Annotated in this window: 24 protein-coding genes; 10 read left to right on the top strand and 14 right to left on the bottom strand. The window is 60.8% G+C overall.

The window, feature by feature from the left end:
• The first annotated feature begins 27 nt into the window (after positions 1–27).
• Entirely contained in the window at positions 28–906 is an 879-nt protein-coding gene (gene asd / locus L63ED372_RS10370; RefSeq protein WP_231624479.1) for an archaetidylserine decarboxylase, read from the top strand.
• Positions 907–971: 65 nt separating this feature from the next.
• Here the strand turns inward: asd and ppk2 are convergent, their stop codons facing one another.
• The 6 genes from ppk2 to trxA all read right to left on the bottom strand — a co-directional run bounded on the left by ppk2 (position 972) and on the right by trxA (position 7429).
• Positions 972–1880, bottom strand: a complete 909-nt coding sequence (gene ppk2, locus L63ED372_RS10365; protein WP_062405891.1) for a polyphosphate kinase 2 — start codon at positions 1878–1880, stop codon at positions 972–974.
• Positions 1881–1958: 78 nt separating this feature from the next.
• Positions 1959–3329, bottom strand: coding sequence for an MATE family efflux transporter (locus L63ED372_RS10360; protein WP_062405890.1), 1371 nt, complete (start codon positions 3327–3329; stop codon positions 1959–1961).
• A 3-nt stretch (positions 3330–3332) separates the two neighbouring features.
• Positions 3333–5075, bottom strand: a complete 1743-nt coding sequence (locus L63ED372_RS10355) for a hypothetical protein (protein WP_062405889.1) — start codon at positions 5073–5075, stop codon at positions 3333–3335.
• Positions 5076–5239: 164 nt separating this feature from the next.
• Positions 5240–5503, bottom strand: a complete 264-nt coding sequence (locus tag L63ED372_RS10350) for a type B 50S ribosomal protein L31 (protein WP_062405888.1) — start codon at positions 5501–5503, stop codon at positions 5240–5242.
• Between the two features lie 85 nt (positions 5504–5588).
• Positions 5589–6851 (bottom strand): transcription termination factor Rho, encoded by a 1263-nt coding sequence (rho, locus tag L63ED372_RS10345; protein WP_062405887.1) that lies wholly within the window; start codon positions 6849–6851, stop codon positions 5589–5591.
• 245 nt (positions 6852–7096) lie between these two features.
• Positions 7097–7429, bottom strand: coding sequence for a thioredoxin TrxA (trxA, locus tag L63ED372_RS10340; RefSeq protein WP_062405886.1), 333 nt, complete (start codon positions 7427–7429; stop codon positions 7097–7099).
• A gap of 102 nt (positions 7430–7531) precedes the next feature.
• Between trxA and L63ED372_RS10335 the strand changes: the two genes are divergently transcribed.
• From L63ED372_RS10335 to L63ED372_RS10315, 5 genes are all read left to right on the top strand, one after another.
• Positions 7532–8869, top strand: a complete 1338-nt coding sequence (locus tag L63ED372_RS10335; RefSeq protein ID WP_062405885.1) for a TIGR03862 family flavoprotein — start codon at positions 7532–7534, stop codon at positions 8867–8869.
• Positions 8870–8945: 76 nt separating this feature from the next.
• On the top strand, positions 8946–9239 hold the full coding sequence (locus L63ED372_RS10330) for a hypothetical protein (protein ID WP_062407933.1): 294 nt from the start codon (positions 8946–8948) through the stop codon (positions 9237–9239).
• Positions 9240–9341: 102 nt separating this feature from the next.
• Positions 9342–10793, top strand: coding sequence for a DEAD/DEAH box helicase (locus tag L63ED372_RS10325; RefSeq protein WP_062405884.1), 1452 nt, complete (start codon positions 9342–9344; stop codon positions 10791–10793).
• A 118-nt stretch (positions 10794–10911) separates the two neighbouring features.
• On the top strand, positions 10912–13113 hold the full coding sequence (locus tag L63ED372_RS10320) for a TonB-dependent receptor plug domain-containing protein (protein ID WP_062405882.1): 2202 nt from the start codon (positions 10912–10914) through the stop codon (positions 13111–13113).
• 50 nt (positions 13114–13163) lie between these two features.
• Positions 13164–14030 carry an alpha/beta hydrolase gene (locus tag L63ED372_RS10315; RefSeq protein ID WP_062405880.1) on the top strand — a complete coding sequence of 289 codons (867 nt, stop codon included), beginning with the start codon at positions 13164–13166 and terminating at the stop codon, positions 14028–14030.
• An 85-nt stretch (positions 14031–14115) separates the two neighbouring features.
• Here the strand turns inward: L63ED372_RS10315 and L63ED372_RS10310 are convergent, their stop codons facing one another.
• The 3 genes from L63ED372_RS10310 to L63ED372_RS10300 all read right to left on the bottom strand — a co-directional run bounded on the left by L63ED372_RS10310 (position 14116) and on the right by L63ED372_RS10300 (position 17062).
• Entirely contained in the window at positions 14116–15087 is a 972-nt protein-coding gene (locus L63ED372_RS10310) for a Bug family tripartite tricarboxylate transporter substrate binding protein (RefSeq protein ID WP_062405878.1), read from the bottom strand.
• Positions 15088–15115: 28 nt separating this feature from the next.
• Positions 15116–16237 carry an NADH:flavin oxidoreductase/NADH oxidase gene (locus tag L63ED372_RS10305; protein WP_062405876.1) on the bottom strand — a complete coding sequence of 374 codons (1122 nt, stop codon included), beginning with the start codon at positions 16235–16237 and terminating at the stop codon, positions 15116–15118.
• Positions 16238–16366: 129 nt separating this feature from the next.
• Entirely contained in the window at positions 16367–17062 is a 696-nt protein-coding gene (locus L63ED372_RS10300) for a pseudouridine synthase (RefSeq protein WP_062405874.1), read from the bottom strand.
• On the opposite strand from L63ED372_RS10300, the gene yaaA reads away from it, so the two are divergent.
• Positions 17061–17837, top strand: a complete 777-nt coding sequence (gene yaaA, locus L63ED372_RS10295; RefSeq protein ID WP_062407931.1) for a peroxide stress protein YaaA — start codon at positions 17061–17063, stop codon at positions 17835–17837. The two genes, L63ED372_RS10300 and yaaA, sit on opposite strands and share 2 nt — an antisense overlap.
• 2 nt (positions 17838–17839) lie before the next feature.
• Positions 17840–18685, top strand: coding sequence for an NADPH-dependent 7-cyano-7-deazaguanine reductase QueF (queF, locus tag L63ED372_RS10290; RefSeq protein ID WP_062405872.1), 846 nt, complete (start codon positions 17840–17842; stop codon positions 18683–18685).
• A 6-nt stretch (positions 18686–18691) separates the two neighbouring features.
• On the opposite strand, the gene L63ED372_RS10285 is transcribed toward queF, so the two are convergent.
• Positions 18692–19003, bottom strand: a complete 312-nt coding sequence (locus L63ED372_RS10285; protein WP_062405870.1) for an addiction module antidote protein — start codon at positions 19001–19003, stop codon at positions 18692–18694.
• Positions 19000–19329: a type II toxin-antitoxin system RelE/ParE family toxin gene (locus L63ED372_RS10280; RefSeq protein WP_062405868.1), complete on the bottom strand. Its 330-nt coding sequence runs from the start codon at positions 19327–19329 to the stop codon at positions 19000–19002. The genes L63ED372_RS10285 and L63ED372_RS10280 overlap by 4 nt, the downstream gene beginning before the upstream one ends.
• Before the next feature lie 412 nt (positions 19330–19741).
• Here L63ED372_RS10280 and L63ED372_RS10275 point away from each other — a divergent pair, with 412 nt between their 5' ends.
• A complete protein-coding gene (locus L63ED372_RS10275; RefSeq protein ID WP_062405866.1) occupies positions 19742–20182 on the top strand; it encodes a PACE efflux transporter in 441 nt (146 codons plus the stop codon).
• Positions 20183–20221: 39 nt separating this feature from the next.
• Here the strand turns inward: L63ED372_RS10275 and L63ED372_RS10270 are convergent, their stop codons facing one another.
• The 3 genes from L63ED372_RS10270 to L63ED372_RS10260 all read right to left on the bottom strand — a co-directional run bounded on the left by L63ED372_RS10270 (position 20222) and on the right by L63ED372_RS10260 (position 21142).
• Positions 20222–20542, bottom strand: a complete 321-nt coding sequence (locus L63ED372_RS10270) for a type II toxin-antitoxin system PemK/MazF family toxin (protein ID WP_062405865.1) — start codon at positions 20540–20542, stop codon at positions 20222–20224.
• Entirely contained in the window at positions 20536–20790 is a 255-nt protein-coding gene (locus L63ED372_RS10265) for an AbrB/MazE/SpoVT family DNA-binding domain-containing protein (protein ID WP_062405863.1), read from the bottom strand. The genes L63ED372_RS10270 and L63ED372_RS10265 overlap by 7 nt, the downstream gene beginning before the upstream one ends.
• Before the next feature lie 64 nt (positions 20791–20854).
• The gene (locus tag L63ED372_RS10260; protein ID WP_062405861.1) at positions 20855–21142 is read right to left on the bottom strand and encodes a TIGR03643 family protein; all 288 of its coding nucleotides are present in this window, start codon (positions 21140–21142) and stop codon (positions 20855–20857) included.
• A gap of 198 nt (positions 21143–21340) precedes the next feature.
• On the opposite strand from L63ED372_RS10260, the gene L63ED372_RS10255 reads away from it, so the two are divergent.
• Entirely contained in the window at positions 21341–21829 is a 489-nt protein-coding gene (locus tag L63ED372_RS10255; protein ID WP_062405859.1) for a low molecular weight protein-tyrosine-phosphatase, read from the top strand.
• Positions 21830–21862 lie beyond the last annotated feature (33 nt).

The following is a 21862-nucleotide window of genomic DNA, read 5'->3' as shown; positions in this document are numbered from 1 at the left end:
TTCTTTTTATTCAAATTGAGTGACAACATGATGAAGATTCGCCAACATTTCCAAAAGTGGATACTGCAAGAAGACCTGAATTTCTTGCTCACCAACCGCATCCCGCGCATCACCCTGACCCGCTTCATGGGGTGGTGGAGTCAAATCAAACACCCCTGGGTCGTGAAGTCGTCGATGGCGGTGTGGGGTTGGTTCAGTGATCTGGATTTGAGCGATGCCAAGCTCAAAAAATTTGACAGCTTGCACGCTTGTTTCACGCGCGAATTGTTGCCCGGTGCACGGGTCGTCAACCCGGACCCTGCGTTCATGACATCGCCTTGTGACGCCATTGTGGGGGCCTGCGGCACCATCACACAGGGCCAGGTGTTTCAGGCCAAAGGTTTTCCTTACCAGCTGCAGACCTTGCTAGGCACCTCAGAGCGCTGTCATCATTGGCCTGCCGCGCTGGAGGGGGGAACCTACATCACCTTGCGTCTGACCAGCAGCATGTACCACCGCTTTCACGCACCGCACGATGTGCAGCTGCAGCATGTGACCTACATCTCCGGGGACACCTGGAATGTGAACCCGGTGGCTTTAAAGCGCGTACAAGAGTTGTTTTGTAAAAACGAACGGGCGGTGTTGCACATGCAAACGCAAGAGGGCGTGCCCTTTTTGATCGTGCCTGTGGCAGCAGTGTTGGTGGCCAGCATGCGTTTTCATGCCGTCGATGTGTTGTTGAATTTGCGCTACCAAGGCCCGAACGAAATGCCTTGTGATGCGGTCTATGCCAAGGGCCAAGAAATGGGCTGGTTCGAGCATGGCTCGACCATTTTGGTGTTTGTACCGAAGGGCTTTGCTTTGGCTGATGGCATTGCGCCCGGTGTGCAGATTCGCATGGGTCAAGCCTTGCTCAAGATCACTTGAGCCAGGCTGACGGTTAAGAAAAAACAGGCCCGTCATGCGGGCCTGTTGATCTGGAGGGAACGCGTTCAGTATTTCTCGGGCACGATCATCTCGGCTGGCACCGGGTGGCGGATGTAGTCCGGGTTGCGCACCCGCCCTGGCAGTTCCACTTGGGGGTGCTCGACCTCGTGGTAGGGCACCATGCCCAGCAAGTGGTCGATGCAATTGAGGCGGGCCTTTTTCTTGTCGACCGCCTGCACCACCCACCAAGGTGCTTCTGGAATGTGGGTGCGCTCGATCATGGTTTCTTTGGCGCGGGTGTAGTCTTCCCAACGGCGGCGGCTTTCCAGGTCCATGGGGCTGAGCTTCCACTGCTTGAGCGGGTCGTGGATGCGGCCCAAAAAGCGGGCATGTTGCTCATCGTCGGTGATGGAGAACCAGTACTTGACCAGCTGAATGCCGCTGCGCACCAGCATTTTTTCGAACTCGGGCACCGAGCGGAAAAACTCTTCGTATTCCTCGTCGTTGCAAAAGCCCATGACTTTTTCGACGCCAGCGCGGTTGTACCAGCTGCGGTCAAACAGCACAATTTCGCCTGCGGCCGGAAGGTGCGAGATGTAGCGCTGAAAGTACCACTGGGTTTTCTCGCGGTCGTTGGGCGCGGGCAGGGCGGCCACGCGGCAAACGCGCGGGTTCAGGCGCTGGGTGATGCGTTTGATCACGCCGCCTTTGCCAGCTGCATCGCGGCCCTCAAACAGGATGACCATGCGGTGGCCCGTTTTGACCACCCAGTCTTGCAGCATCACCAGCTCGGACTGCAAGCGCAGCAGTTCGCGAAAGTAACGGATGCGCTCGCCGGCTTGGGCCGCGTTGGTCGCAGCATCAGTGCCCCAACGGTCGTCGAGCTCCAATTCCAGTTCTTCGTCCATGCTGTCCAGCAGGTCTTCGCGCAGCTGGCGCATTTGGGCTTCGTCGATGGCGTTCGGGGTTGTCATGTCGATTCAAAACATCAAAAACCCCCACTGTCATTGTGTTTTGTGAATCCTTGATGACCGCATTCCCTGCAGAGAGTCTTAATCCACGGCGCTTGTGAGGTTCACAGGCCGCGAGACCTGCCACACCAGCGCCGCAAACAGCACCGACACCGCAGCCAAGGCCAGGCTGCTGCTGATCCAGAAGGTGTCCACGGCCGGGCGGCCGGTCCACTGCAGCCAGCCGCTCAGCACTGAATCTTCGTAGGCCCACAGGTAGCCGCCATACAAGCCAAAGCCCCACAAAAAGGCGGTGTAGATCAGCAGCGGCGCGATGGTGATGCGGTAGCAGCGCAGCAAAAATGCGCAGACCGCTTGCACCGCATCGGCCAGGTGGTAGACCGCCACCCAGGCGAGCCACACCATGGCGGTTTGGGCCACCATCGGGTCGTTGGTGAAGGCGTGGGCGATCGCCTCGCGGCCCAGCAGCAAGGCCGCAGCGCACAGCACCGCCGCGCCGATGGCCAGGCTGATGCCCAGCCCCGCCGCTTGCCGAGCGCGGTGGGGTTGGCCAGCGCCCAACCAATAACCCGTGCGGGCGCTGCTGGCAATGCCCAAGGCCAGAGGCACCATGTACAGCACGGCGGCCAAGCTGGCCGCAATCTGATGGCTGGCCGATGCCACAGCGCCCAAGCGGGCAATGAACAAGGCCATCAAAGTAAAGGACGTGACCTCCACCATGATGGACAGCCCAGCGGGCACGCCCAAGCGCAAAAAGTGTTGCAGCACCGACCACTGGGGTCTTTCGGGCAGACGCCACAGCCGATAGGGGCGGTAAATGTCTTGCGTGCGCAAAAGCCACAGCCCGGTGAGCAGCATCAAGCTGTTGACGGCCAGCGTGGCCCAAGCGCAGCCCACCACGCCCATGCCTGGCACATCGCCTGCGCCAAAGGTCAGCAGCACCGACAAAGGAATCTTCACCAACAGCGCTCCCGCTTGCAGCCAGGTCACCAAGCGCGGGTAGCCCAGGCTTTGGTTGAGCGTGCTGTACATGCGAAAGAGCAAGGAAGGCACCAGCGCCAGGGCCAACACGCGCAAATAGGCCCGCACATCGGGCCACAGTTCGGTGGGCACTTGGGTCCAAGACAGCCAAGGGTCTGGGAACCACAAACCGGTGATGCCCAGGGCCGCTGCGCCCGCCGAGATGTAGAGCGCTTGGCGCACCGAGCGCCCGATTTCAGCGTGTCGGTTGCCGCCATGCAGCTCGGCCCAGACCGGCAGCAAAGCTTGCAGCATGCCGTTGAGCGCCACATAAATGCTGATGTAGATGGACGAGGCCAGCGACAGCACAGCCAGCGCATGCGGGCTGTAGCGCCCGGCAATCACCGTGTCGGCCACGCCAAAGGCCATGACGGCCAGCTGCCCGACCAGCACGGTGCCTGCATGGCGGGCGATGGTGCGCAGCTCAGACATGGCTCAGTTCTTGGCCGGTTCTGGCAAGGCGGGTGTGTCTTGGATCGGCTGCGCGGGTCGGAAGATCATCAGGCGGTCGCTGCGCTCCCCCAGTCGGGCAGCGGTCGCTTCAAGCGTCCAGCCCAGGTCCTGGAGGCGGTCTTCCAACAAGGGCAGGTTCTTTTCGTCCATGACCAGCCAGGGACACTCGGCACTGGGCGTGGTGGCCGCTTGCAGGCGCACCTGCGCATGAAACAACAAAGCCGCGCCCTGCGCCTGGCTGATGCCAGCGTATTGCAAGCATGAGGCGGTACCGGTCACGACTTGCACTTTTTGCACCGTGGGGCCGTAGCTGCGGGCAAAGTTGAGCAAGGGCAACCACAGGCTCATGAGCAGCAGCCAGCACAGTACCGCGCCAGATGCGGGCAAGATCATGCTCTTCCAGAGCGCAGCGCGGTGGCTGCCAATGCGCCACTTGACCAACCAAGCCCAGGCCAGCGTGGCCAGCAAGCCCAAACCAAAAGCCAGGGCAGAAAACTCCGGCAAAAACCCCGGGGCCAACTTGGCCACGTTGGCCGCTGGTTTGGCCGGAAAGCCTGTTTGCATGGCCACCCAAACCACCCAAATGGCGAGCGAACAAAAACTGAAAAACAGCAGGGTGAACCAGTCGATCAAGGCGCCCAGACTGCGCCGCAGGGTGGGCAGTGCAAAGGCGGCCAAAGCGGCAATGCCGGGCAGCGCAAGGAGCAAAGCCCGGTCTGACAAGCCGGTCAACCAGGTGGCCCCGACCGTGACGGCCACAAACCACAAAGGCAAGGCCAGGTGCGGGTAGCGCCAGGCTCGGCTCAGTTGTGCCCGCCAGCGCCACAAGGACCACAGCGCCAAAGGCCAAGCTGGCCAGGTGAACCACAGCATCAACTTGCCCAGGATGTGCACGTCTACCATCTCGTGTGGCACCACTCGCCAGCGCCACAAATCGAGTGCGCCCGCGGTGGTGACGCACAACAAGCACAGCAAAGCCAACAGCCCCAGGTCGAGCATGCGCATGCGGCCCTGTGCCGGGTCGACGGGGGCCACAGCGCGGATCAGCGAGCCGCCCACACCCAGCCAAAGTGCCACACTAGGTGCCCCCGAAAGCGTCAAGCCCAACATGCCCAGGCCCACGGCCAAGCCACTTTTCACACGCCAGCGCGGCAAGGTGGACAGGCCCACAAAAATCAGCGATGCAAAGCACAGTTGGCTGAGCGCAGGCGTGGCTTCGTGCGCCAACCGGGCCAGGCCCAGGCAGGCGAGCAAGGCCAGCAGGCTGCCGTCGGCCAGGGCGCGGGCGTAATCACTTGGCTTGGCCTCGCCGCCAAAAGCAAAAGCCACAGGCTGCGCAGCCGGGTGGCGGGCGAGGGCGTAAACGGCGTACCATGTGGCGGCCAGCGTCAGGCCCAACATGCCCACAAAGGGCAGCCGTGCGAACACATCTTCCCAGCCCTGAGGCGCCCAAGCGATAAAACCCGCGCCCAGCCAATAAGGCAGCAAAGCCAGTTGCGGGTCGTATTGGCCCAGCAAACTGGGCCTGAACCAGTTGGCCGTCTCGCCCAGTGCGGGCTGGGCCAGTTGCAGCATGTAACCCAAGGACTCCAGGTCTTGTGATTTCCAGGGCGCACGCCCCCAAAAACCGGCCAATACGTAGGACACGCACAGCAACAACAAAGCCAAGCGCGGCAGTCTGCGGACGGCACTTTGGGCAACGATGGCGGGGGTGGGCAGGTTCACGGAGTGCAGGGGCTGTCAGGTCAGGGGCAAAGTGGGGAGCGCTGCAGGTCGTATTTTAAAAAGACCCGACAGTTTGTGCGTGGGCCCAGCAGATGGCCAGGACCCATGCAAAAAGGGCAGGCCGGTTGCCCGGGCTGCCCTTTTGGGGAACACCAATGCGCGAATTACTTGGCGATGGTGGTGGTCTTGCCGAAACGGTTGCGGAACTTCTCCACGCGGCCGCCCATGTTGTCGACCGACTTTTGAGTGCCTGTGTAGAAGGGGTGCGACTCGCTGGTCGTGTCCAGCTTGTACCAAGGCAGCTCGCGGCCGTCTTCCATGGTGATCATCTCTTTGGTGTTGGCGCATGAACGGGTCACGAACTTGAAACCATTGGACATGTCTTGGAAGCAAACTTCACGGTAGTTGGGGTGAATGCCGTCTTTCATGGGGAAATCCTTTTATTTTCGCTACGGTAGCCACTCAACAGCCTATCTGAGAGCACTTTCCGCAAAACCTGTCGATTATAGGGTATCAGCCGCCGCGTCGCATCATGTCGAAGAACTCGGAGTTGTTCTTGGTGGCTTTCATGCTCTTCAAGACCATCTCCATCGCCTCGATTTCGTCCATGTTGTACATGAATTGACGCAGGATGCGGGTTTTTTGCAGCACTTCGGGCTGAAGCAGCAACTCTTCGCGGCGAGTGCCGCTGCGGTTCAAGTTGATGGCCGGGAACACGCGCTTTTCGTACAAACGGCGCTCCAAATGGATTTCGCAGTTGCCAGTGCCCTTGAATTCTTCAAAGATCACCTCGTCCATGCGGCTGCCGGTATCGACCAGAGCGGTGGCGATGATGGTCAGGCTGCCGCCTTCTTCCACATTGCGGGCCGCACCAAAGAAACGCTTGGGGCGTTGCAAGGCGTTGGCGTCCACACCACCCGACAGCACCTTGCCTGAGGAGGGCACCACGTTGTTGTAGGCGCGGGCCAGGCGGGTGATCGAGTCCAGCAAGATCACCACATCTTTTTTCAACTCGACCAAACGCTTGGCGCGTTCAATCACCATCTCGGCCACGTGCACGTGGCGCGAGGCGGGTTCGTCGAACGTGGAAGAAATCACTTCGCCGCGCACGCTGCGCTGCATCTCGGTCACTTCTTCAGGGCGCTCATCGACCAGCAACACCATCAGGTGCACATCGGGGTAGTTGGCGGTGATGGCGTGGGCGATCTGCTGCATCATCACCGTCTTGCCCGACTTGGGCTGCGCCACGATCAGGGCCCGCTGGCCGCGGCCGAGCGGGGCAATGATGTCGATCACACGGGCGGTGATGTTTTCTTCGCCCTTGATGTCACGCTCCAGGCGCATCTGTTCTTTGGGGAACAGCGGCGTCAAGTTCTCGAACATGACCTTGTGTTTGTTGTTCTCGGGCAGGTCGTCGTTGACCTTGTCCAGCTTGGTCAGGGCAAAGTAGCGCTCGCCGTCTTTGGGGATGCGCACTTCGCCCTCGATCATGTCACCGGTGTGCAGGTTGAAGCGCCTCACCTGGCTGGGGCTGATGTAAATATCGTCTGTGGAGGCGGTGTAACTGGAATCGGGGCTGCGCAAGAAGCCGAAACCGTCTGGCAAGATCTCAAGCACGCCGTCGGCGAAAACCTGTTCGCCCGCTTTGGCGCGTTTCTTGATGATGGCAAACATCAACTCCTGTTTGCGCATGCGACCGGTGTTCTCGATTTCGAGCGTGTCGGCTTGCTTCAGCAGTTCGGACACATGAAGTGCCTTGAGTTCGTTCAAATGCATGGGATTTGGCCTGTGGCGAATCGGTCGGCTGGGGACCGTTGTTCGGATAACCGGGTGGAAATGTTCTGGACCGGAGGCCGCCCGGGGTCAGGGGCTGGTGCTTCCGGCAGTCTTGGCGCTGTCCCGTGTTCGGGTTGCCTGTGGGAAATTATGACAGGTTTTCAGGCGGCCCCAAAAACAAAAACCGGGCTGTCAGGCCCGGTTTGTGGATGACACGACCGGCCCAGCCGGAGGGCATCGAAGCATCAAGCCAGTTGCTGGTCGATGAAAGCGGTCAATTGCGACTTGCTCATGGCGCCCACTTTGGTAGCGGCGAGTTGGCCGCCTTTGAAGATCATGAGGGTGGGGATACCGCGAATGCCGAACTTGGCGGGAATGTCACGGTTGTCGTCGACGTTCATCTTGGCAATTTGCAGCTTGCCTTCGTAGGCGCTGGCCACTTCGTCCAAGATGGGGGCAATCATTTTGCAAGGGCCGCACCATTCGGCCCAGAAGTCCACCACCACGGGTTGGCTCGATTGGAGCACGTCGGCTTCGAAAGTGGCGTCGGTGGTGTGTTTGATCAGATCGCTGGCCATGGCCTTTTCCTTGTGAACATTGAGATGCGGCTAAAGTGGTTCTATTTTGACAGAAACTCGGTGCATTCGCGCATCACCCCCCTCTTGCCAGATCACTAAGACATGAGCCTTTCAGAACCGACTTCCGATTTTCAAAACGCACCAGAGCTTTTAGTGGAGGTGGCCATTGTGGGAGGCGGCCCGGCCGGCTTGATGGCGGCCGAGGTGTTGTCACAAGCGGGCGTGTCTGTGCACCTGTTTGACGCCATGCCCTCGGTGGGGCGTAAATTTTTGCTGGCCGGCAAGGGCGGCTTGAACCTCACCCACGCCGAGCCCTCGGCCCAGTTCAACACCCGTTTTGGCCCACGCGAGACCGAGGTCAGCCAGTGGCTGTCTGGGCTGGATGCACAGGGTGTGCGCGACTGGGCGCAGAGTTTGGGTGTGAGTACTTTTGTGGGGACATCGGGTCGAGTGTTCCCGGCCGAGATGAAAGCCGCACCTTTGCTGCGGGCCTGGCTGCATCGCCTGCGCCACCCCGCCAGTGGTGTGCCTGTGCAGTTCCACATGCGCCACCGTTGGCTGGGCTGGCAAGGCGATCATCTGGTGTTTGGCCGTCGGGACGACGCCCCGCCGCTGCGGGTGAAAGCCGGGGCCACCGTGCTGGCGCTGGGCGGGGCCAGTTGGCCGCACCTGGGCTCGGACGGTGCTTGGCAGGTCCATTTGCAGCAAGAGGGTGTCGAGGTCGCCCCTTTGAAGCCTGCCAACTGCGGCTTTGATGTGTTGGGGCGAGAGGGTCAGGGCTGGACCGCGCACTTTAGGGCTAAGTTTTCCGGGTATCCGCTCAAGTCGGTGGTGCTCACCGTCCCTGCCCCAGACGCCCAAGGCGCCGCTTTGCAGCCCGCGCGTTTTGAGCGCAAAGGCGAATTTGTGATCACCGAGACCGGGCTGGAAGGCAGTCTGGTTTATGCCGCCTCGGCTTGGCTGCGCGACGGTCTGGCCGAGCATGGGCAGGCCCGTTTGCTGCTGGACTTGTTGCCTGACAAAACGCCCGAGCAGGTCCTCAAAGAGGTGGCCTGGCCCCGCGGCAGCCGCAGCCTGAGCAGCCACCTCAAGAGCCGATTGGGGCTGGACGGCGTCAAAATGGGCTTGCTGTTTGAGTTGTGCTCGCCGGACGCTTTGGCCCAGCCCGATGTTCTGGCCAAGCGCATCAAAGCCCTTCCGGTGCCCCTCAAGTGCGCCCGGCCTGTGGCCGAGGCGATCAGCACCGCCGGAGGCGTGGCGCTGCAGTCCATGGGGCCTGATTTGATGCTGGCGGCCCGCCCTGGCGTGTTTTGCGCGGGGGAAATGCTCGACTGGGAAGCCCCCACAGGCGGCTATCTTTTGACCGCTTGCCTCGCCAGCGGACACCGGGCGGCCCATGGGGTGCTGCAGGGCCTCAAAGCCAAGCCGCACACAATTTGATACCGGTTGTGTATTCCTTTCAGGCTTGAGCTGCGTTATGTAAGGGTTCTAACAAACAACCATGACAGAGGTCCTCATGTCTCCAGAAGCCAGCCAGGAATACCAGTGTGCCGTAGAAGAGGCAGCCAACGCCTTCATGAAGGTGATGAGTTTGCGGGGTTTTCAGGTGCGGGACTACCCGCAAAACTTTGTGGCCCAAATGGCCCAAACCACCCGTTTGGCCTTTGAAGCCAGCCGCCAGGGCGCTCACAGCCGCGCAGATGCGCTGGTCTCTGACATGCTCAACGCCGCCGCTGCCCTGAGCACACCCACGGCCAAAGTGCCCCACAAAAAATCCGCCTTCCCCTCGCTGCGCCGCCGCTTGGCTTGACGGCCGCGTCCGGGGCAGATCGCTCCCCACTTGGGGCTCGGCTTGCGGGTCTCGTCTGCCATTTTTGGCAATGGCAGTTCAAAATGCGACAATAGCGGGTTAATGACCGACTCTTTTTCCAATTTATCGCTGGCGCCCACGCTGGCACGAGCCGTGGCCGAAATGGGCTACGAATCCATGACCCCTATCCAGGCCCAAGCCATTCCGGTGGTGTTGACGGGCCAGGACGTGATGGGCGCAGCCCAAACCGGTACGGGCAAAACGGCGGCTTTCTCTCTGCCTTTGCTGCAGCGCCTGCTCAAGCACGAAAACCCCTCGACCTCTCCCGCCCGTCACCCAGTGCGTGCCTTGGTGTTGTTGCCCACGCGTGAGCTGGCTGACCAAGTGGCCCAACAAATCAAGATGTACGCCAAGTACACCCAGCTGCGCAGTGCGGTGGTGTTTGGCGGCATGGACATGAAGCCCCAGACGCTCGAGCTGAAAAAAGGCGTTGAGGTGCTGGTGGCCACACCCGGTCGTTTGCTGGACCACATCGAAGCCAAAAACGCCGTGCTCAACCAGGTCGAATATGTGGTGCTGGACGAAGCCGACCGCATGCTCGACATCGGTTTTTTGCCCGATCTGCAGCGCATCCTGAGCTTTTTGCCCAAGCAGCGCACCACGCTGCTGTTCTCGGCCACGTTTTCGCCCGAGATCAAGCGCCTGGCCGGCAGTTACCTGCAAAACCCCATCACCATCGAAGTGGCCCGCCCCAACGAGACGGCGTCCACAGTGGAACAGCGTTTTTACGCCGCCCTAGACGATGACAAGCGCCGTGTGATCCGCAAGGTGCTGGACGACCGGGGCATCAAGCAGGCCTTCATTTTTGTGAACAGCAAGCTCGGCTGCGGCCGCCTTGCCCGCTCATTGGAGCGCGAGGGCTTGCGCACAGCTGCTTTGCACGGCGACAAGAGCCAAGACGAGCGCCTGAAAGCGCTGGAAGCCTTCAAAAAGGGCGAAGTCGATTTGCTGGTGTGCACCGACGTGGCCGCGCGTGGTCTGGACATCAAGGATGTGCCCGCCGTGTTCAACTTCGATGTGCCCTTCAACGCCGAAGACTATGTGCACCGCATTGGCCGCACAGGCCGCGCTGGCGCCTCCGGCTTGGCCGTGACATTGGTCAGCCCTTCTGACGCCCGTTTGGTGGGCGACATTGAAAAGCTGATCAAGAAAAAGCTGGACGTCGAAACCCTGCAGCTGGACACGGCACCCACTGGCCCCGCGCCCGAGAAGTGGGGCACCCGCGCCGAAGACCGCCCGCGTGCCCGCGCCTCCGAAGGCCGTCGCCGCGAAGAGTTTGACCCGCGTGACGCCCTGGACGCGCCGCGCGAGCGCCGAGGCGGCTTCCGCCCCGCACCCGTGAACCGCGACCCCTTCTTCAGCAAGCCTTACGAGGCACCCTCTGCCGACGTTTCGCCGAGCTGGGACGCCGTGCCCAAAGCACCACGCTCGTCCATCTCGGCCAACATCAAGCCCAAGCGCAAGGTCGCAGCGCTGTTTAAATCCGAAGGGTGATGCTTGGGGGGCTGCCCCCAACCCAGGCCCTGCACAGGTCCCGGACGGGACCTGAGGCTGACCCCGGCTTTTACAGAGGCTTCACACATGTGTAGCCGGGCGCTGTCAAAATGTGTGGATGCGTTCACTTCAACCCCATCCCAACCTTCATCCCCTGACCCACAGCCTGCTGCTCGCTGGGGTCGTCCTGTATTGGCTGCCTGTCTGGGCTTGGGCTCAAAGCCCTGCCCCTGCGGCGTCCAGCGCCACGCCATCTGCCACGGCCGATCTGGGCCAGGTTGAGATCCGCAGCAACCGCAACAACGACACCGAGGTGCGCCGTGAGTCTTCGGCCTCCAAAATCGTCATTGGTCGCGAAGAGATCGAAAAACAAGGCGACTCCACATTGGGTGAGGTGCTCAAGCGCTTGCCGGGTGTCACGGTCCAAGGTGCGCCCGGTCGAGGCGGCGCCATTCGGATGCGGGGCCTGGGCGGTGGCTACACCCAGATCCTGCTCGACGGTGAGCGCGTGCCGCCAGGTTTTTCCATCGACACACTCACCCCTGAGCAGGTCGAAAAAATCGAGATTTTGCGTGCCCCCACGGCCGAAACTGGGGCCAGGGCCATTGCCGGCACCATCAACATCGTCCTGCGCGAGGGTCAAAAAGCCAACCCCGATGACCTCAAAATCACCCGCAGCCAAGAGCATGGCGAGGGCTCGTCCATGCTCAGCTGGGTGCACAACCTCAAGACCCAGCCCTTGAGCGGCACCGTGACCCTGTCCTTGATGGACCAGTACCGGCCAGACGAAAGCACATCGGTCATCACCTCAGAGCCTGGCGATGACCGCATCCGTTTCAATGAATCGGTGGGCCGCCGCAAAGCCCTGCATGGCAATGCCCGCTTGCAGTGGAAAGGTGAGCAGGGCCGTACCCTCACGCTCACCCCCTTTGTGGTGTATTCGGATTACACCAGCCCCGGGCAAGTGCAGATCCGCGAGACTGAGGGCGGCTTGCGCACCGACAGCGCCCAGACACTGAACCAAAGCATTTTTGCCATGGCCCGTTTGAACGGCCAATGGGCCCAGCGCCTGTCGGCCGATGACCGGCTGGAGGTGCGCTTTGGTCTGGGCCAGTCCAAGTACGACTTTCGCCTGGACCAGACGGGGGCAGCCGATGTGCTGCTGTTCAACAGCTTTGAGACACAAAACTTTGTCGACCGCACGGGCAGCCTGAACGGCAAATGGACCCGCGCCATGGACAACGGACACCAGATCGTGAGCGGTCTGGAGCTCGAAACGGTGCGCCGTGTGGAAGAGGCCAACGCCGCAGTCGACGAGGACGGTGGCGACATCCGCGCCCGCACCTTGCGCTGGGCCGCTTACACACAAGACGAATTCAAGATCAACGCCAACTGGTCGGCCTATACCGGCCTGCGCTACGAATCCATCCTGACCGAAGGCACAAGTGAGTTGGGCCTCAAGTCCAACACCAGCTCGGTCTGGACGCCTTTGCTGCACGCCTTGTGGAAGCCCGACCCGGCCAAGCGCGATCAGGTGCGCATGAGCCTGACACGCAGCTACAAAACGCCCACCCTCTACAACCTGGTGGCACGGCCCGTGCCCTCGCGCGAGGCCAACAGCCCCACCCGCCCCGACCGTGTCGGCAACCCCGACTTGAAGCCCGAAATGGCCACCGGCATCGATATGGCCTTTGAGCGCTACCTGAGCGGCGGTGGCGTGCTCAGCGCCAACGTGTTTCACCGCCAGATCAGCGACCTGATCCGCTACACCGTGGCTCAGCAAAACAGCCCCTCTTGGGCGCCCGGTCAAGACCGCTGGGTGTCCTCGCCCATCAACTTGGGCGATGCCACCACGCAGGGCATCGAGCTCGAAGCCAAGTTCCGTTTGGACCAGGTGCGGGCTGGGGCCTTGCCTGTGGACATCCGCAGCAATCTGAGCCTGTTCAGCTCCCGGGTCAAGCAAGTGCCCGGCCCCGACAACCGGCTCGACCAACAGCCCGGCATGACGGCCAACTTGGGGGCCGACTACCGGGTGCGCAGCATCCCGCTGACGGTGGGCGGCAACGTCAACTGGAACCCCGACTACGACACCCGCCGCAGTGAGCAGCAGTGGGCCTACCAAGGCACCAAACGCGTGCTGGATGTGTATGGCCAATGGCGCTTTTCTGCGGCCACCGCTTTGCGCCTGACGGTGAGCAACCTCACCCCACGCGACTACCTGACCGCGTCCACCTACAGCGGCAACGGCGTGAGCGAAACCTCCCGCAACACCACGCCGAACTGGCGCAATGTGCAGCTGCGTCTGGAAATGAAAATCTGACGCTTTGGGTACCAAGTTGGTGGTTCAGATACAAAAAATTGGAGACGCAGATGCCTAAAAAAGACGCCGTTTGGCATGACAGCATGTACAACAACCGGGCCTTGGTGCCCGACTTTGCGAACCACTTTGCGCACTGGCAAAACGCCTCGGCCTTGGCCCGTGCTGAGCTGAAGCCCTTGCTCGATGTGCCCTATGGCGATGGCCTGGGCGAGACGTTGGACATTTTCCCGGCCAAACAGCCGAACGCTCCGGTGGTGATCTTCATCCACGGCGGCTACTGGCGCAGCCTCGACAAATCAGACCACTCGTTTGTGGCGCCCGCATTGCATGACATGGGCGCTTGCGTGGTGGTGGTCAATTACGCACTGTGCCCTGGCACGCCCGAGCAAGCCGTCACCATCCCCGACATCGCCTTGCAAATGGTCAAGGCCACCGCATGGGTGGGGCGGAACATCGCAGAACACGGTGGTGACCGAGGCAACATCACCGTGATCGGTCACTCGGCAGGCGGACACTTGGCGGCCATGTTGCTGGGCTGCGACTGGAAAAAACTGGGCCGCGATGTGCCCGCTGGCTTGGTGCGCAAAGCTTTGTCCATCTCGGGCCTGTTTGACCTGGAGCCCATGCGTAAAACCCCATTTGTGCAGGGTGACTTGCGCCTCACGCCCGCGCATGTGCGCATGTGCAGCCCGGCAAAATGGCAGCGTCCGCGCCACGGCGTGCTGTACACAGTGGCCGGAGGCGACGAAAGCCCTGAGTTCTTGCGCCACAACCGTTTGATCCACCAAGCCTGGGGCCCCAAAACCGTGCCCGTCTGTGAAGACCTGGCGGGCCTGAACCACTTCAGCATCGTGACCGACCTGACCCGGCCCGGCACGCGTTTGCATGCGCTGGCACAGCAGCTGATCGCTGCATAAAGCAAAAAAAAGCCCCAGCGGCATGGCCGCTGGGGCTTGGGTTTTTTGGCCTTTGTTAAAGCCCCGCCCGTGCGGGGCTTTTTTGTCAGTCCAGTTTGATGTTGGCGGCCTTGATGGCTTGCGTCCAGTCGGCGATGTCGCGGTCCAGCAGTTTGGTCATCTCAGTGGGGGCCACAAAGCGTACTTCAATGCCCGCTTGGTCGGCGCGTTGCTTGCTCTCGGGAAGGTCCAGGCTGCGCTTGACGGCATCGGCCAGTTGGTTCACTGCAGCAGCGGGCGTGCCGGAGGGGGCGTACAAAGCCACCCACGACTCGAGGTCAAAGTTGGGGTAACCGGCTTCGGCCATGGTGGGCACTTGGGGCATGCCCGCATGGCGTTTTTTGCCGGTGACGGCCAGCGCCTTGAGCTTGCCCGCCTGGATGTGCTGCATCACCGAAGGCGGCGTGGTCATGAAGACTTGCACTTGGCCTGCCAGCACGTCGGCAATGGCCTGGCCCGAACCCTTGTAAGGCACATGCACCAAGCTCACGCCGGTTTGCTGTTTGAAGATTTCGGTGCCAATGTGCGAGACCGAGCCATTGCCTTGCGAGGCGTAGTTCAGCTTGCCCGGGTTTTGTTTCACGTAGGCAATGAACTCTTTCATGTTGTTCACGGGCACCGAGGGGTGCACGGCCACCACGTTGGTGGCCACGGTGATGAGGCCCACGGGTGTCAGGTCTTTCAACTCCCAAGGCAGCTTGCTCATGAGGATCGGGTTAGCGACGTGGTAACCCGAGTACGACACCAGCAGCGTGTGGCCGTCTTTGGGGGCGCGAGCCACTTGCTGGTAGGCCAGGTTGCCACTGGCACCACCCTTGTTTTCCACCACGATGGACTGGCCGATCAAGCGGCCCAGTGGTTCAGCAATCAGGCGTGCGGATGTGTCGACCAAGCCGCCGGGTGGCACGGGCACGACCAGGTTGATGGGCTTGCTGGGGAAAGCTTGTGCCATCAAGGCCAGGGGGGCGCACAGGCTGGCCACAGCCAGCAGTTTGGAAAATTGACGGCGAGTGTTCATGTCTCTCTCTTGCAGTGGTTTTAAAAAATTAGCGCATGCCAATCTTGGCATCGTTGAAAATGTTTTTGGCTTCGCGGGGCAGGCTGCGCCAGTATTGGTGTTGTGAGTCGACCGTGCCACCCAGGGCCACAGCCGCTTCCCAGCCCCAACGCGGCTTGTAAAGGAACGAGCGTGCCAGCGCCACCAAATCGGCGTCGCCACGCTGCAGCACGGCTTCGGCTTGGGCGGGCTCGGTGATCAGGCCCACGGCGATGGTGGTCAGGGCCGATGCGTCTTTGACCGCTTTGGCCAAGTGCACTTGGTACTCTGGCCCCAAAGCAATTTTTTGCAGGGGCGAGACGCCGCCTGATGAAATGTGCACAAACTGCGCCCCGGCTTGTTTGAGTTGCGCCGACAAGGCGGCGGTTTCTTCGACCGTCCAGCCGCCGTCCACCCAATCGGTGCCCGAGATGCGCATGCCCAACGTGCCGCCAAAGGCTTCGCGCACCGCTTTGAAGACTTCCAGCGGAAAGCGGATGCGGTTTTCAAAACTGCCGCCATAAGCGTCGTTGCGCTGGTTGGAAATGGGGGACAAAAACTGGTGCAGCAAATAGCCGTGCGCGGCGTGCAGTTCCACCGCCTCGATGCCCAGCGCGAGGCTGCGCCGGGCGGTGTTGACGAAGTCGGCCTTGATTTGCGCGATGTCGGCCAAGCTCAGTTCGGTTGGCGCGGCTTCTTGCGGCAAGTGGGGCAGGGCGCTGGGCGCCACGGTCTGCCAGCCGCCGTTTTCAGGGGCGATCAGCATGCCGCCGTCCCAAGGTGCGGCGCTCGAAGCCTTGCGGCCTGCATGGCTGATTTGGATGCACACGGGCATGTGCGGGGCCAAGCGGCGGGCGCGGTCCAGTTTGTCACCCAGCGCCGCTTGTGTCGCGTCGTCCCACAGGCCCAGGCAGCCGGGGCTGATGCGGCCCACAGCCGACACGGCGGTGGCCTCGATGGTGAACAGGCCCGCGCCGCTGTTGAGCATGTTGGTCCAGTGTGTCAGGTGCCAGTCGGTGGCCTGACCGTTATCGGCCGAGTACTGGCACATGGGCGCGACCACGATGCGGTTGGGCAGGGTGAGGGGGCCAGAGGGCGCGTCGAAGGTGAAAGGCGTGAAAAGAAGGCTCATGGGGTCTCGAAAGGGTGAAGGCCAAAGGGGGCAGGGTGCCAAAAGGCCAAACTGGTCGCGATCTTAGGCAAGGCTTGTGCCGTGCCTTATCCGCTGGGTGACAACAAGCACTGAGCCTGTGTGGGCATTTCAAGCGAAAGTGTCCCAAAGCGACCATTCTGCTGGCAGCGGCGACACCCAAAGCAGCATCTCTCCGCTCACCGGGTGGGGCAGCGTCAGGCTGTGTGCATGCAGCCACAGCCGCTGATGCCCCAGCAACTCGGCCACGGCCCGGTTGAGTGGCCCTTTGCCGTGCGTCGCGTCGCCAATGATGGGGTGGGCGATGTGCTTCATGTGGCGGCGCAGCTGGTGGCGACGGCCTGTCAGGGGCTGCAGCGCCACTTCGGCGCAGCGGGTGCTGGCAAAGCCTTGCTGCGATAGAGGTAGTTCAAAGCGGCGCAAGGTGGCAAAGCGGCTTTGGGCGGGTTGTACCTCCAGCCGCTCGGTGCGCATGTCGTCGGGCATGCGCTTCAAGGGGTGGTCGATCAAGCCTTCATCGGCGGGCCAGCCGCGCACCACGGCGCGGTAAGTTTTTTGCAGGCCATCGCCGCTTTCAAAGGCTTGGCCCAGCGTGCGAGCGACCTCGGCGTTCAGCGCAAACAACAGCACACCGCTGGTGCCTTTATCCAAGCGGTGTGCGGGCCAGACCGGGCGGCCGAGTTGGTCGCGCAGCATTTGCAAGGCAAATCGGGTTTCACCCGCATCCAAACCAGTGCGATGCACCAGCAGGCCCGGCGGCTTGGTCACGGCTGCCAGATAATCGTCAAGGTAAAGGATGTCGAGCATGTTGTTCCTATTGTCACCCGCCAAGTCTCTGGACTACGAAACCCCCGCAGCGGGCGTGCCCCACACGCTGCCGCAGTTCGTGCCGCAATCGCAGGCCCTCATTGAAGTGCTGCGCCAAAAGTCACCCCAGCAAATCGCCGAGCTGATGGACCTGTCGGACGCGCTGTCGGCCCTGAACGTGGCCCGCTACGAAGCTTGGGCGCCTAAGTTCACCGCCAAAAATTCCAAGCAAGCCGTTCTGGCCTTCAATGGCGACGTGTACGAAGGCCTGGACGCCAAGACCTTGTCAGCGCAAGACCTGGACTGGGCGCAAACCCATGTGGGCATTTTGAGTGGCCTGTACGGCGTGCTGCGCCCGCTGGACTGGATGCAGCCTTACCGTTTGGAAATGGGCACCACGCTGCAAACCGACAAGGGCAGCAACCTCTACAAATTTTGGGGGCCGCAAATTGCCGATTACCTGAACGCCCAGCTGGCCAAAGACAAAACCCCGGTCATCGTGAACCTGGCCTCGCAGGAATACTTCAAGTCGGTCGACCGCAAAACCCTCAAGGCGCGTGTGATCGAATGCGTGTTTGAAGACTTCAAAGGCGGTAAATACAAGATCATCAGCTTCAACGCCAAACGGGCGCGTGGCCTGATGGCCCGCTTTGCCATCCAAAACAAGATCACCCACCCTGAAGGTCTGCTGGGCTTTGACCTCGAAGGCTACGCCTACGATCCGAAGGTGTCCGAGCCCGACCGTCTCGTTTTCCGTCGCAAGGTGCAAGCATGAGCATGAACTCGCCAGAGCAATCCCAACTGGGCAAGTCCAGCGCCTATGTCGACCAGTACGACGCCAGCCTGCTGTTCCCCATCCCCCGCGCCACCAAGCGTGCCGAGATCGGCGTCACCGGGCAGCCTGTGTTTTTTGGGGCCGATTTGTGGACCGCGTTTGAGCTGTCCTGGCTCAACACCAAGGGCAAGCCGCAGGTGGCGCTGGCCCACATCACCGTGCCTGCCGAAAGCACGCACATCGTCGAGAGCAAGTCCTTCAAGTTGTACCTGAACAGCTTCAACAACACGCGGCTGGAGAGCGCCGACGTGGTGCGCGACATGATCCGCCGCGACATCAGCGCAGCCATCTGGCATGGCGGCAACATGCAAGCCAGCGTGGGCGTGAAGCTGCTGCTGCAAGAACAGTTTGACGCCGAGCCCGTGCACGAGCTTGATGGCCTGAACCTGGACCGCATGGACATCGAGTGCAGCCGCTACCAGCCCGCGCCCGACTTGCTGATCGCCAACCAAGACGAGCAGCCAGTCAGTGAAACACTGGTGAGCCACTTGCTCAAAAGCAATTGTTTGGTCACAGGCCAGCCCGACTGGGGCAGCGTGCAGATCACCTACAGCGGCCCGCAAATCGACCAAGCGGGTTTGTTGCAATACATCGTGAGCTTCAGGAACCACAACGAGTTCCATGAGCAATGCGTCGAGCGCATCTTCATGGACATCTGGACGCGCTGCAAACCCACCAAGCTGACGGTGTACGCCCGCTACACCCGCCGTGGCGGGCTGGACATCAACCCTTGGCGCACCAGCGCACCGGGCGCATTGCCGCCCAATGTGCGCACGGCGCGGCAGTGAATCAAGTCAGTGGGGCCGCACCACCGACAAGTGCAGTCCGGTGGCGTTCAGCACCGCCAACCAAGTTTTGAGTGTGGGGTTGCCGCGTGGACTGAGTGCCCGGTACAGGCTTTCGCGGGGCATGCCCGCTCTCTCGGCCACCGCTGACATGCCTTGCGCCTCAGCAATGTGCCGCAAAGCTGCCAACAAAGCCTGTTGCCCGCCGGGTTGATCGGCTTGCTCCAGTGCAACAGCGAGGTACTCGTTGGCAAACTCAGGATCGGCTTTGAGCATCTCCACAACGGCTTCGTCATGCGGGCGGCTGGTTCCGCTGTTCATTTGAGCTTTCTCCTGTGTTGCCAGTCCAGCCAGTAACGGTGGGCCTGTTCAATGTCCGTTTGCTGTTTTCGTTTATCGCCTCCGACCAACAGCAAGATCAAGCGCTGTCCGGCCTGTGCGTAGTAAATCCTGTACCCCGGCCCCCAATCAATTCGGGCTTCCCAAACGCCTTCACCAACCGGTTTCACATCGCCAAAATTGCCGCTGGGCATTCGGCCGACACGAATCAAAATTCGGGCTCTGGCTTGTCGATCCGCAAGTGACATCAACCTCAATGCATCAGGGTCATCGCCTTGTGCGGTCAGGTAATCACGAACTTTAAACATGTGAATTATAAGTTACAAGGCAATTCGACCGCATTACAAAGGCAGGCCGGCTGCCCATAAAATCAAATCGCGTGAAGATGCTTTCACGATTAACTCCCATAAGCGTCTTGAAGTCAGATAGATTAGCGATACGAGTAATTTAATGAAACATAAAGCATCCATTAAAAAATCGACAAACGATATGTCAGCCTTTCGCTCTAGCGAGCTAGACCTGAACCCCTTGTGCACCAGCCCAACCCCCCAAGCTGAATCATTGGCCTTGAGCGTTAAAGGAGTTGGAGATGTGAGTGCCGCTCTGGCATTCTTGAGCCGTCAGGGTGGCCAAGCGCCTGACGAGCATGACGTGTTAACTTCTGAAACACGCGCCTGCTAGTGTTCTTTCCTTGCTTGCCACCTCACCGCGTTCGCTAACATGACCCCCACCACCCGCCGCGTTGCGCAAGCCCTTTTGTACGAGGCCATGGCCATCGCTGTGGTCGGGCCCGTGTTGAGCGTGGCTTTTGATAAGTCGCCCACCTCCACCTTGGGCCTGGCGGTTGTGTTGTCGAGCATTGCGCTGACGTGGAACTACGTCTTCAACTGGCTCTTTGAGCGCTGGGAGTCGCGCCAATCGGTGCGTGGCCGCTCTTTTGTCAGGCGGCTGGCCCATGGGGCGGGTTTTGAGGGCGGCTTGGTGATCATTCTTTTGCCCGTTATGTCGCTGTGGCTCGACATTTCGCTCACCGCTGCCTTGCTGGCCAATTTGGGCCTGCTGGCTTTCTTTTTCTTCTATGCCATCGCGTTCACCTGGTGCTTTGACCGGGTCTTTGGATTGCCCGCTTCAGCGCAGGCGGGCGATGGCAATCGGGGCTGAGGGCGCAGCAGTCAAGCAGGCCGCCAAGGCTTTCCTTTTTTATTCCGCAAACACTTCCTGCAGTGTGGTCAGTGCGGCAGTCAAGGTCTTGGCGGACACAGCGCCCAGCCGCTTGACCAAACGGAGCTTGTCAACCGTCCGTAGCTGATCCAGCACGATCAAGCCCTTGGTGCCCGCATGGGTGACCGGTACCCGGAACGGTGCGGCAAAACCCTTTGAGGTCATGGGCGCCACCATCACGGTGCGCAGGTGGTCATTCAACTCTGCCGGCGACAGCACCACGCAGGGCCGCGACTTCTTGATTTCGCTGCCCACGGTCGGGTCGAGGTTCACCAGCCAAATCTCGCCGCGCTTCACCAGCCCAACTCCTCATCTTCCAAGTTGCCGAACTCACCCATCAAAAGCGCATCTTCGCCCTTGGCGGACACGGCAGCAGCAGCCTCTGCCCAGCCAGCACGAACGGTCTTGGCGGGTTTACGCAAGACGATGGTGCCGTTTTCCACCTCGATGATGGCGGTCGCCTGTCTGTCCAGCCCAACTTGGGCCAGAAACGGCTTAGGCAGCACCACGCCTTTGCTGTTTCCGATGTTCCGAATTGCAATTTCCATCAAAGACCTCCTGTTGCAACAATGTTAATCCATGCCAAGTGGGTTCTCAAGAGCATTTTTTGCATCAGCAGTTGGCGCGTCGGTGGTCTGCGATCGATTGGTCGTCAAACTTCATGTCGGGGCTGCGCAGTGCCCGGTGTTTGGTGGTGCGGCCTTTCATGCGCTTGCGCCACATCCGAAAAGAACTGGGCTGCAGCTCGTGCCGCATGAGGCGAATGACGTCCGGCTCTGACCAACCCATGCGCTCTTGAATCGTTTCAAACGCGGTCCGGTCTTCCCAAGCCATTTGAATGATGGCGGAAATGTCCCCTTCTGAAAGGCTGGCAAGACGCTCAGCAAATTTGGCCTCCACGGCACTTCCCCTTGGTGTCAATGGTGGCGCAACAAACCCCTTGTTTGCGCCTGATGGTGAGAGTGTGCCCCGACACGCCTATTCCCCAGAACCCATTGGGGGGATAGCCCCAAGCCTGTGCCATCCACCTGGCTGCTTGCCATAAGCTTTGAGCAGGTTTTTTTGACCCTACACACCCACCACCAGACCCCGCACGACATGAACGAAACCGCTTACAAAATCCTGTTTGTCTGCATGGGCAACATCTGCCGAAGCCCCACAGCAGAAGCTGTTTTCTTCAAACGGCTGACTGAGCAAAACCTTTTGCACAAAGTTCAGGTGGACTCGGCTGGCACACACAACTTCCACCCCGACGCGCCGCCCGATGAACGCAGCCAAAAGCATGCCCTCAAAAGAGGCTACGAGCTGGCGCACCTGAGGGCCAGGCCGGTGGTGGACAGTGACTTTGAAACCTTTGATTTGCTCTTGACCATGGATTGGGACAACCGCGCACTTTTGGAAGAAAGATGCCCCGCGGAGCACCAACACAAGATCCGGGGCTTGGCGGAGTTTTTGCTCACCACACAGGCCCCGGTCATCCCCGACCCTTATTATGGTGGAGACCAGGGCTTTGAGCATGTGCTGGATTTGATCGAAGAAGCCAGCGAAGGCCTCGTGAAATTCGTCACGCACAAGGTGCCGCGTTAAAGCCCATCCCATTGGGTTAGAGTCGCGTCCACC

Source organism: Limnohabitans sp. 63ED37-2 (assembly GCF_001412535.1).
Classification (GTDB): Bacteria; Pseudomonadota; Gammaproteobacteria; order Burkholderiales; family Burkholderiaceae_C; genus Limnohabitans_A.
Note: the sequence above shows the minus strand (reverse complement) of the source record. Positions and strands in the feature narration are given on the sequence as shown.

Coding starts and splice junctions, on each gene's coding strand:
- queF (WP_062405872.1), top strand. CDS start 17,840: ATGAACTCGCCAGAGCAATCCCAACTGGGCAAGTCCAGCGCCTATGTC.
- L63ED372_RS10360 (WP_062405890.1), bottom strand. CDS start 3,329: ATGTCTGAGCTGCGCACCATCGCCCGCCATGCAGGCACCGTGCTGGTC.
- asd (WP_231624479.1), top strand. CDS start 28: ATGATGAAGATTCGCCAACATTTCCAAAAGTGGATACTGCAAGAAGAC.
- L63ED372_RS10305 (WP_062405876.1), bottom strand. CDS start 16,237: ATGAGCCTTCTTTTCACGCCTTTCACCTTCGACGCGCCCTCTGGCCCC.
- rho (WP_062405887.1), bottom strand. CDS start 6,851: ATGCATTTGAACGAACTCAAGGCACTTCATGTGTCCGAACTGCTGAAG.
- L63ED372_RS10315 (WP_062405880.1), top strand. CDS start 13,164: ATGCCTAAAAAAGACGCCGTTTGGCATGACAGCATGTACAACAACCGG.
- L63ED372_RS10255 (WP_062405859.1), top strand. CDS start 21,341: ATGAACGAAACCGCTTACAAAATCCTGTTTGTCTGCATGGGCAACATC.
- L63ED372_RS10310 (WP_062405878.1), bottom strand. CDS start 15,087: ATGAACACTCGCCGTCAATTTTCCAAACTGCTGGCTGTGGCCAGCCTG.
- L63ED372_RS10325 (WP_062405884.1), top strand. CDS start 9,342: ATGACCGACTCTTTTTCCAATTTATCGCTGGCGCCCACGCTGGCACGA.
- L63ED372_RS10320 (WP_062405882.1), top strand. CDS start 10,912: ATGCGTTCACTTCAACCCCATCCCAACCTTCATCCCCTGACCCACAGC.
- yaaA (WP_062407931.1), top strand. CDS start 17,061: ATGTTGTTCCTATTGTCACCCGCCAAGTCTCTGGACTACGAAACCCCC.
- L63ED372_RS10275 (WP_062405866.1), top strand. CDS start 19,742: ATGACCCCCACCACCCGCCGCGTTGCGCAAGCCCTTTTGTACGAGGCC.
- L63ED372_RS10335 (WP_062405885.1), top strand. CDS start 7,532: ATGAGCCTTTCAGAACCGACTTCCGATTTTCAAAACGCACCAGAGCTT.
- L63ED372_RS10330 (WP_062407933.1), top strand. CDS start 8,946: ATGTCTCCAGAAGCCAGCCAGGAATACCAGTGTGCCGTAGAAGAGGCA.
- L63ED372_RS10300 (WP_062405874.1), bottom strand. CDS start 17,062: ATGCTCGACATCCTTTACCTTGACGATTATCTGGCAGCCGTGACCAAG.
- L63ED372_RS10265 (WP_062405863.1), bottom strand. CDS start 20,790: ATGGAAATTGCAATTCGGAACATCGGAAACAGCAAAGGCGTGGTGCTG.
- ppk2 (WP_062405891.1), bottom strand. CDS start 1,880: ATGACAACCCCGAACGCCATCGACGAAGCCCAAATGCGCCAGCTGCGC.
- trxA (WP_062405886.1), bottom strand. CDS start 7,429: ATGGCCAGCGATCTGATCAAACACACCACCGACGCCACTTTCGAAGCC.
- L63ED372_RS10280 (WP_062405868.1), bottom strand. CDS start 19,329: ATGTTTAAAGTTCGTGATTACCTGACCGCACAAGGCGATGACCCTGAT.
- L63ED372_RS10285 (WP_062405870.1), bottom strand. CDS start 19,003: ATGAACAGCGGAACCAGCCGCCCGCATGACGAAGCCGTTGTGGAGATG.
- L63ED372_RS10350 (WP_062405888.1), bottom strand. CDS start 5,503: ATGAAAGACGGCATTCACCCCAACTACCGTGAAGTTTGCTTCCAAGAC.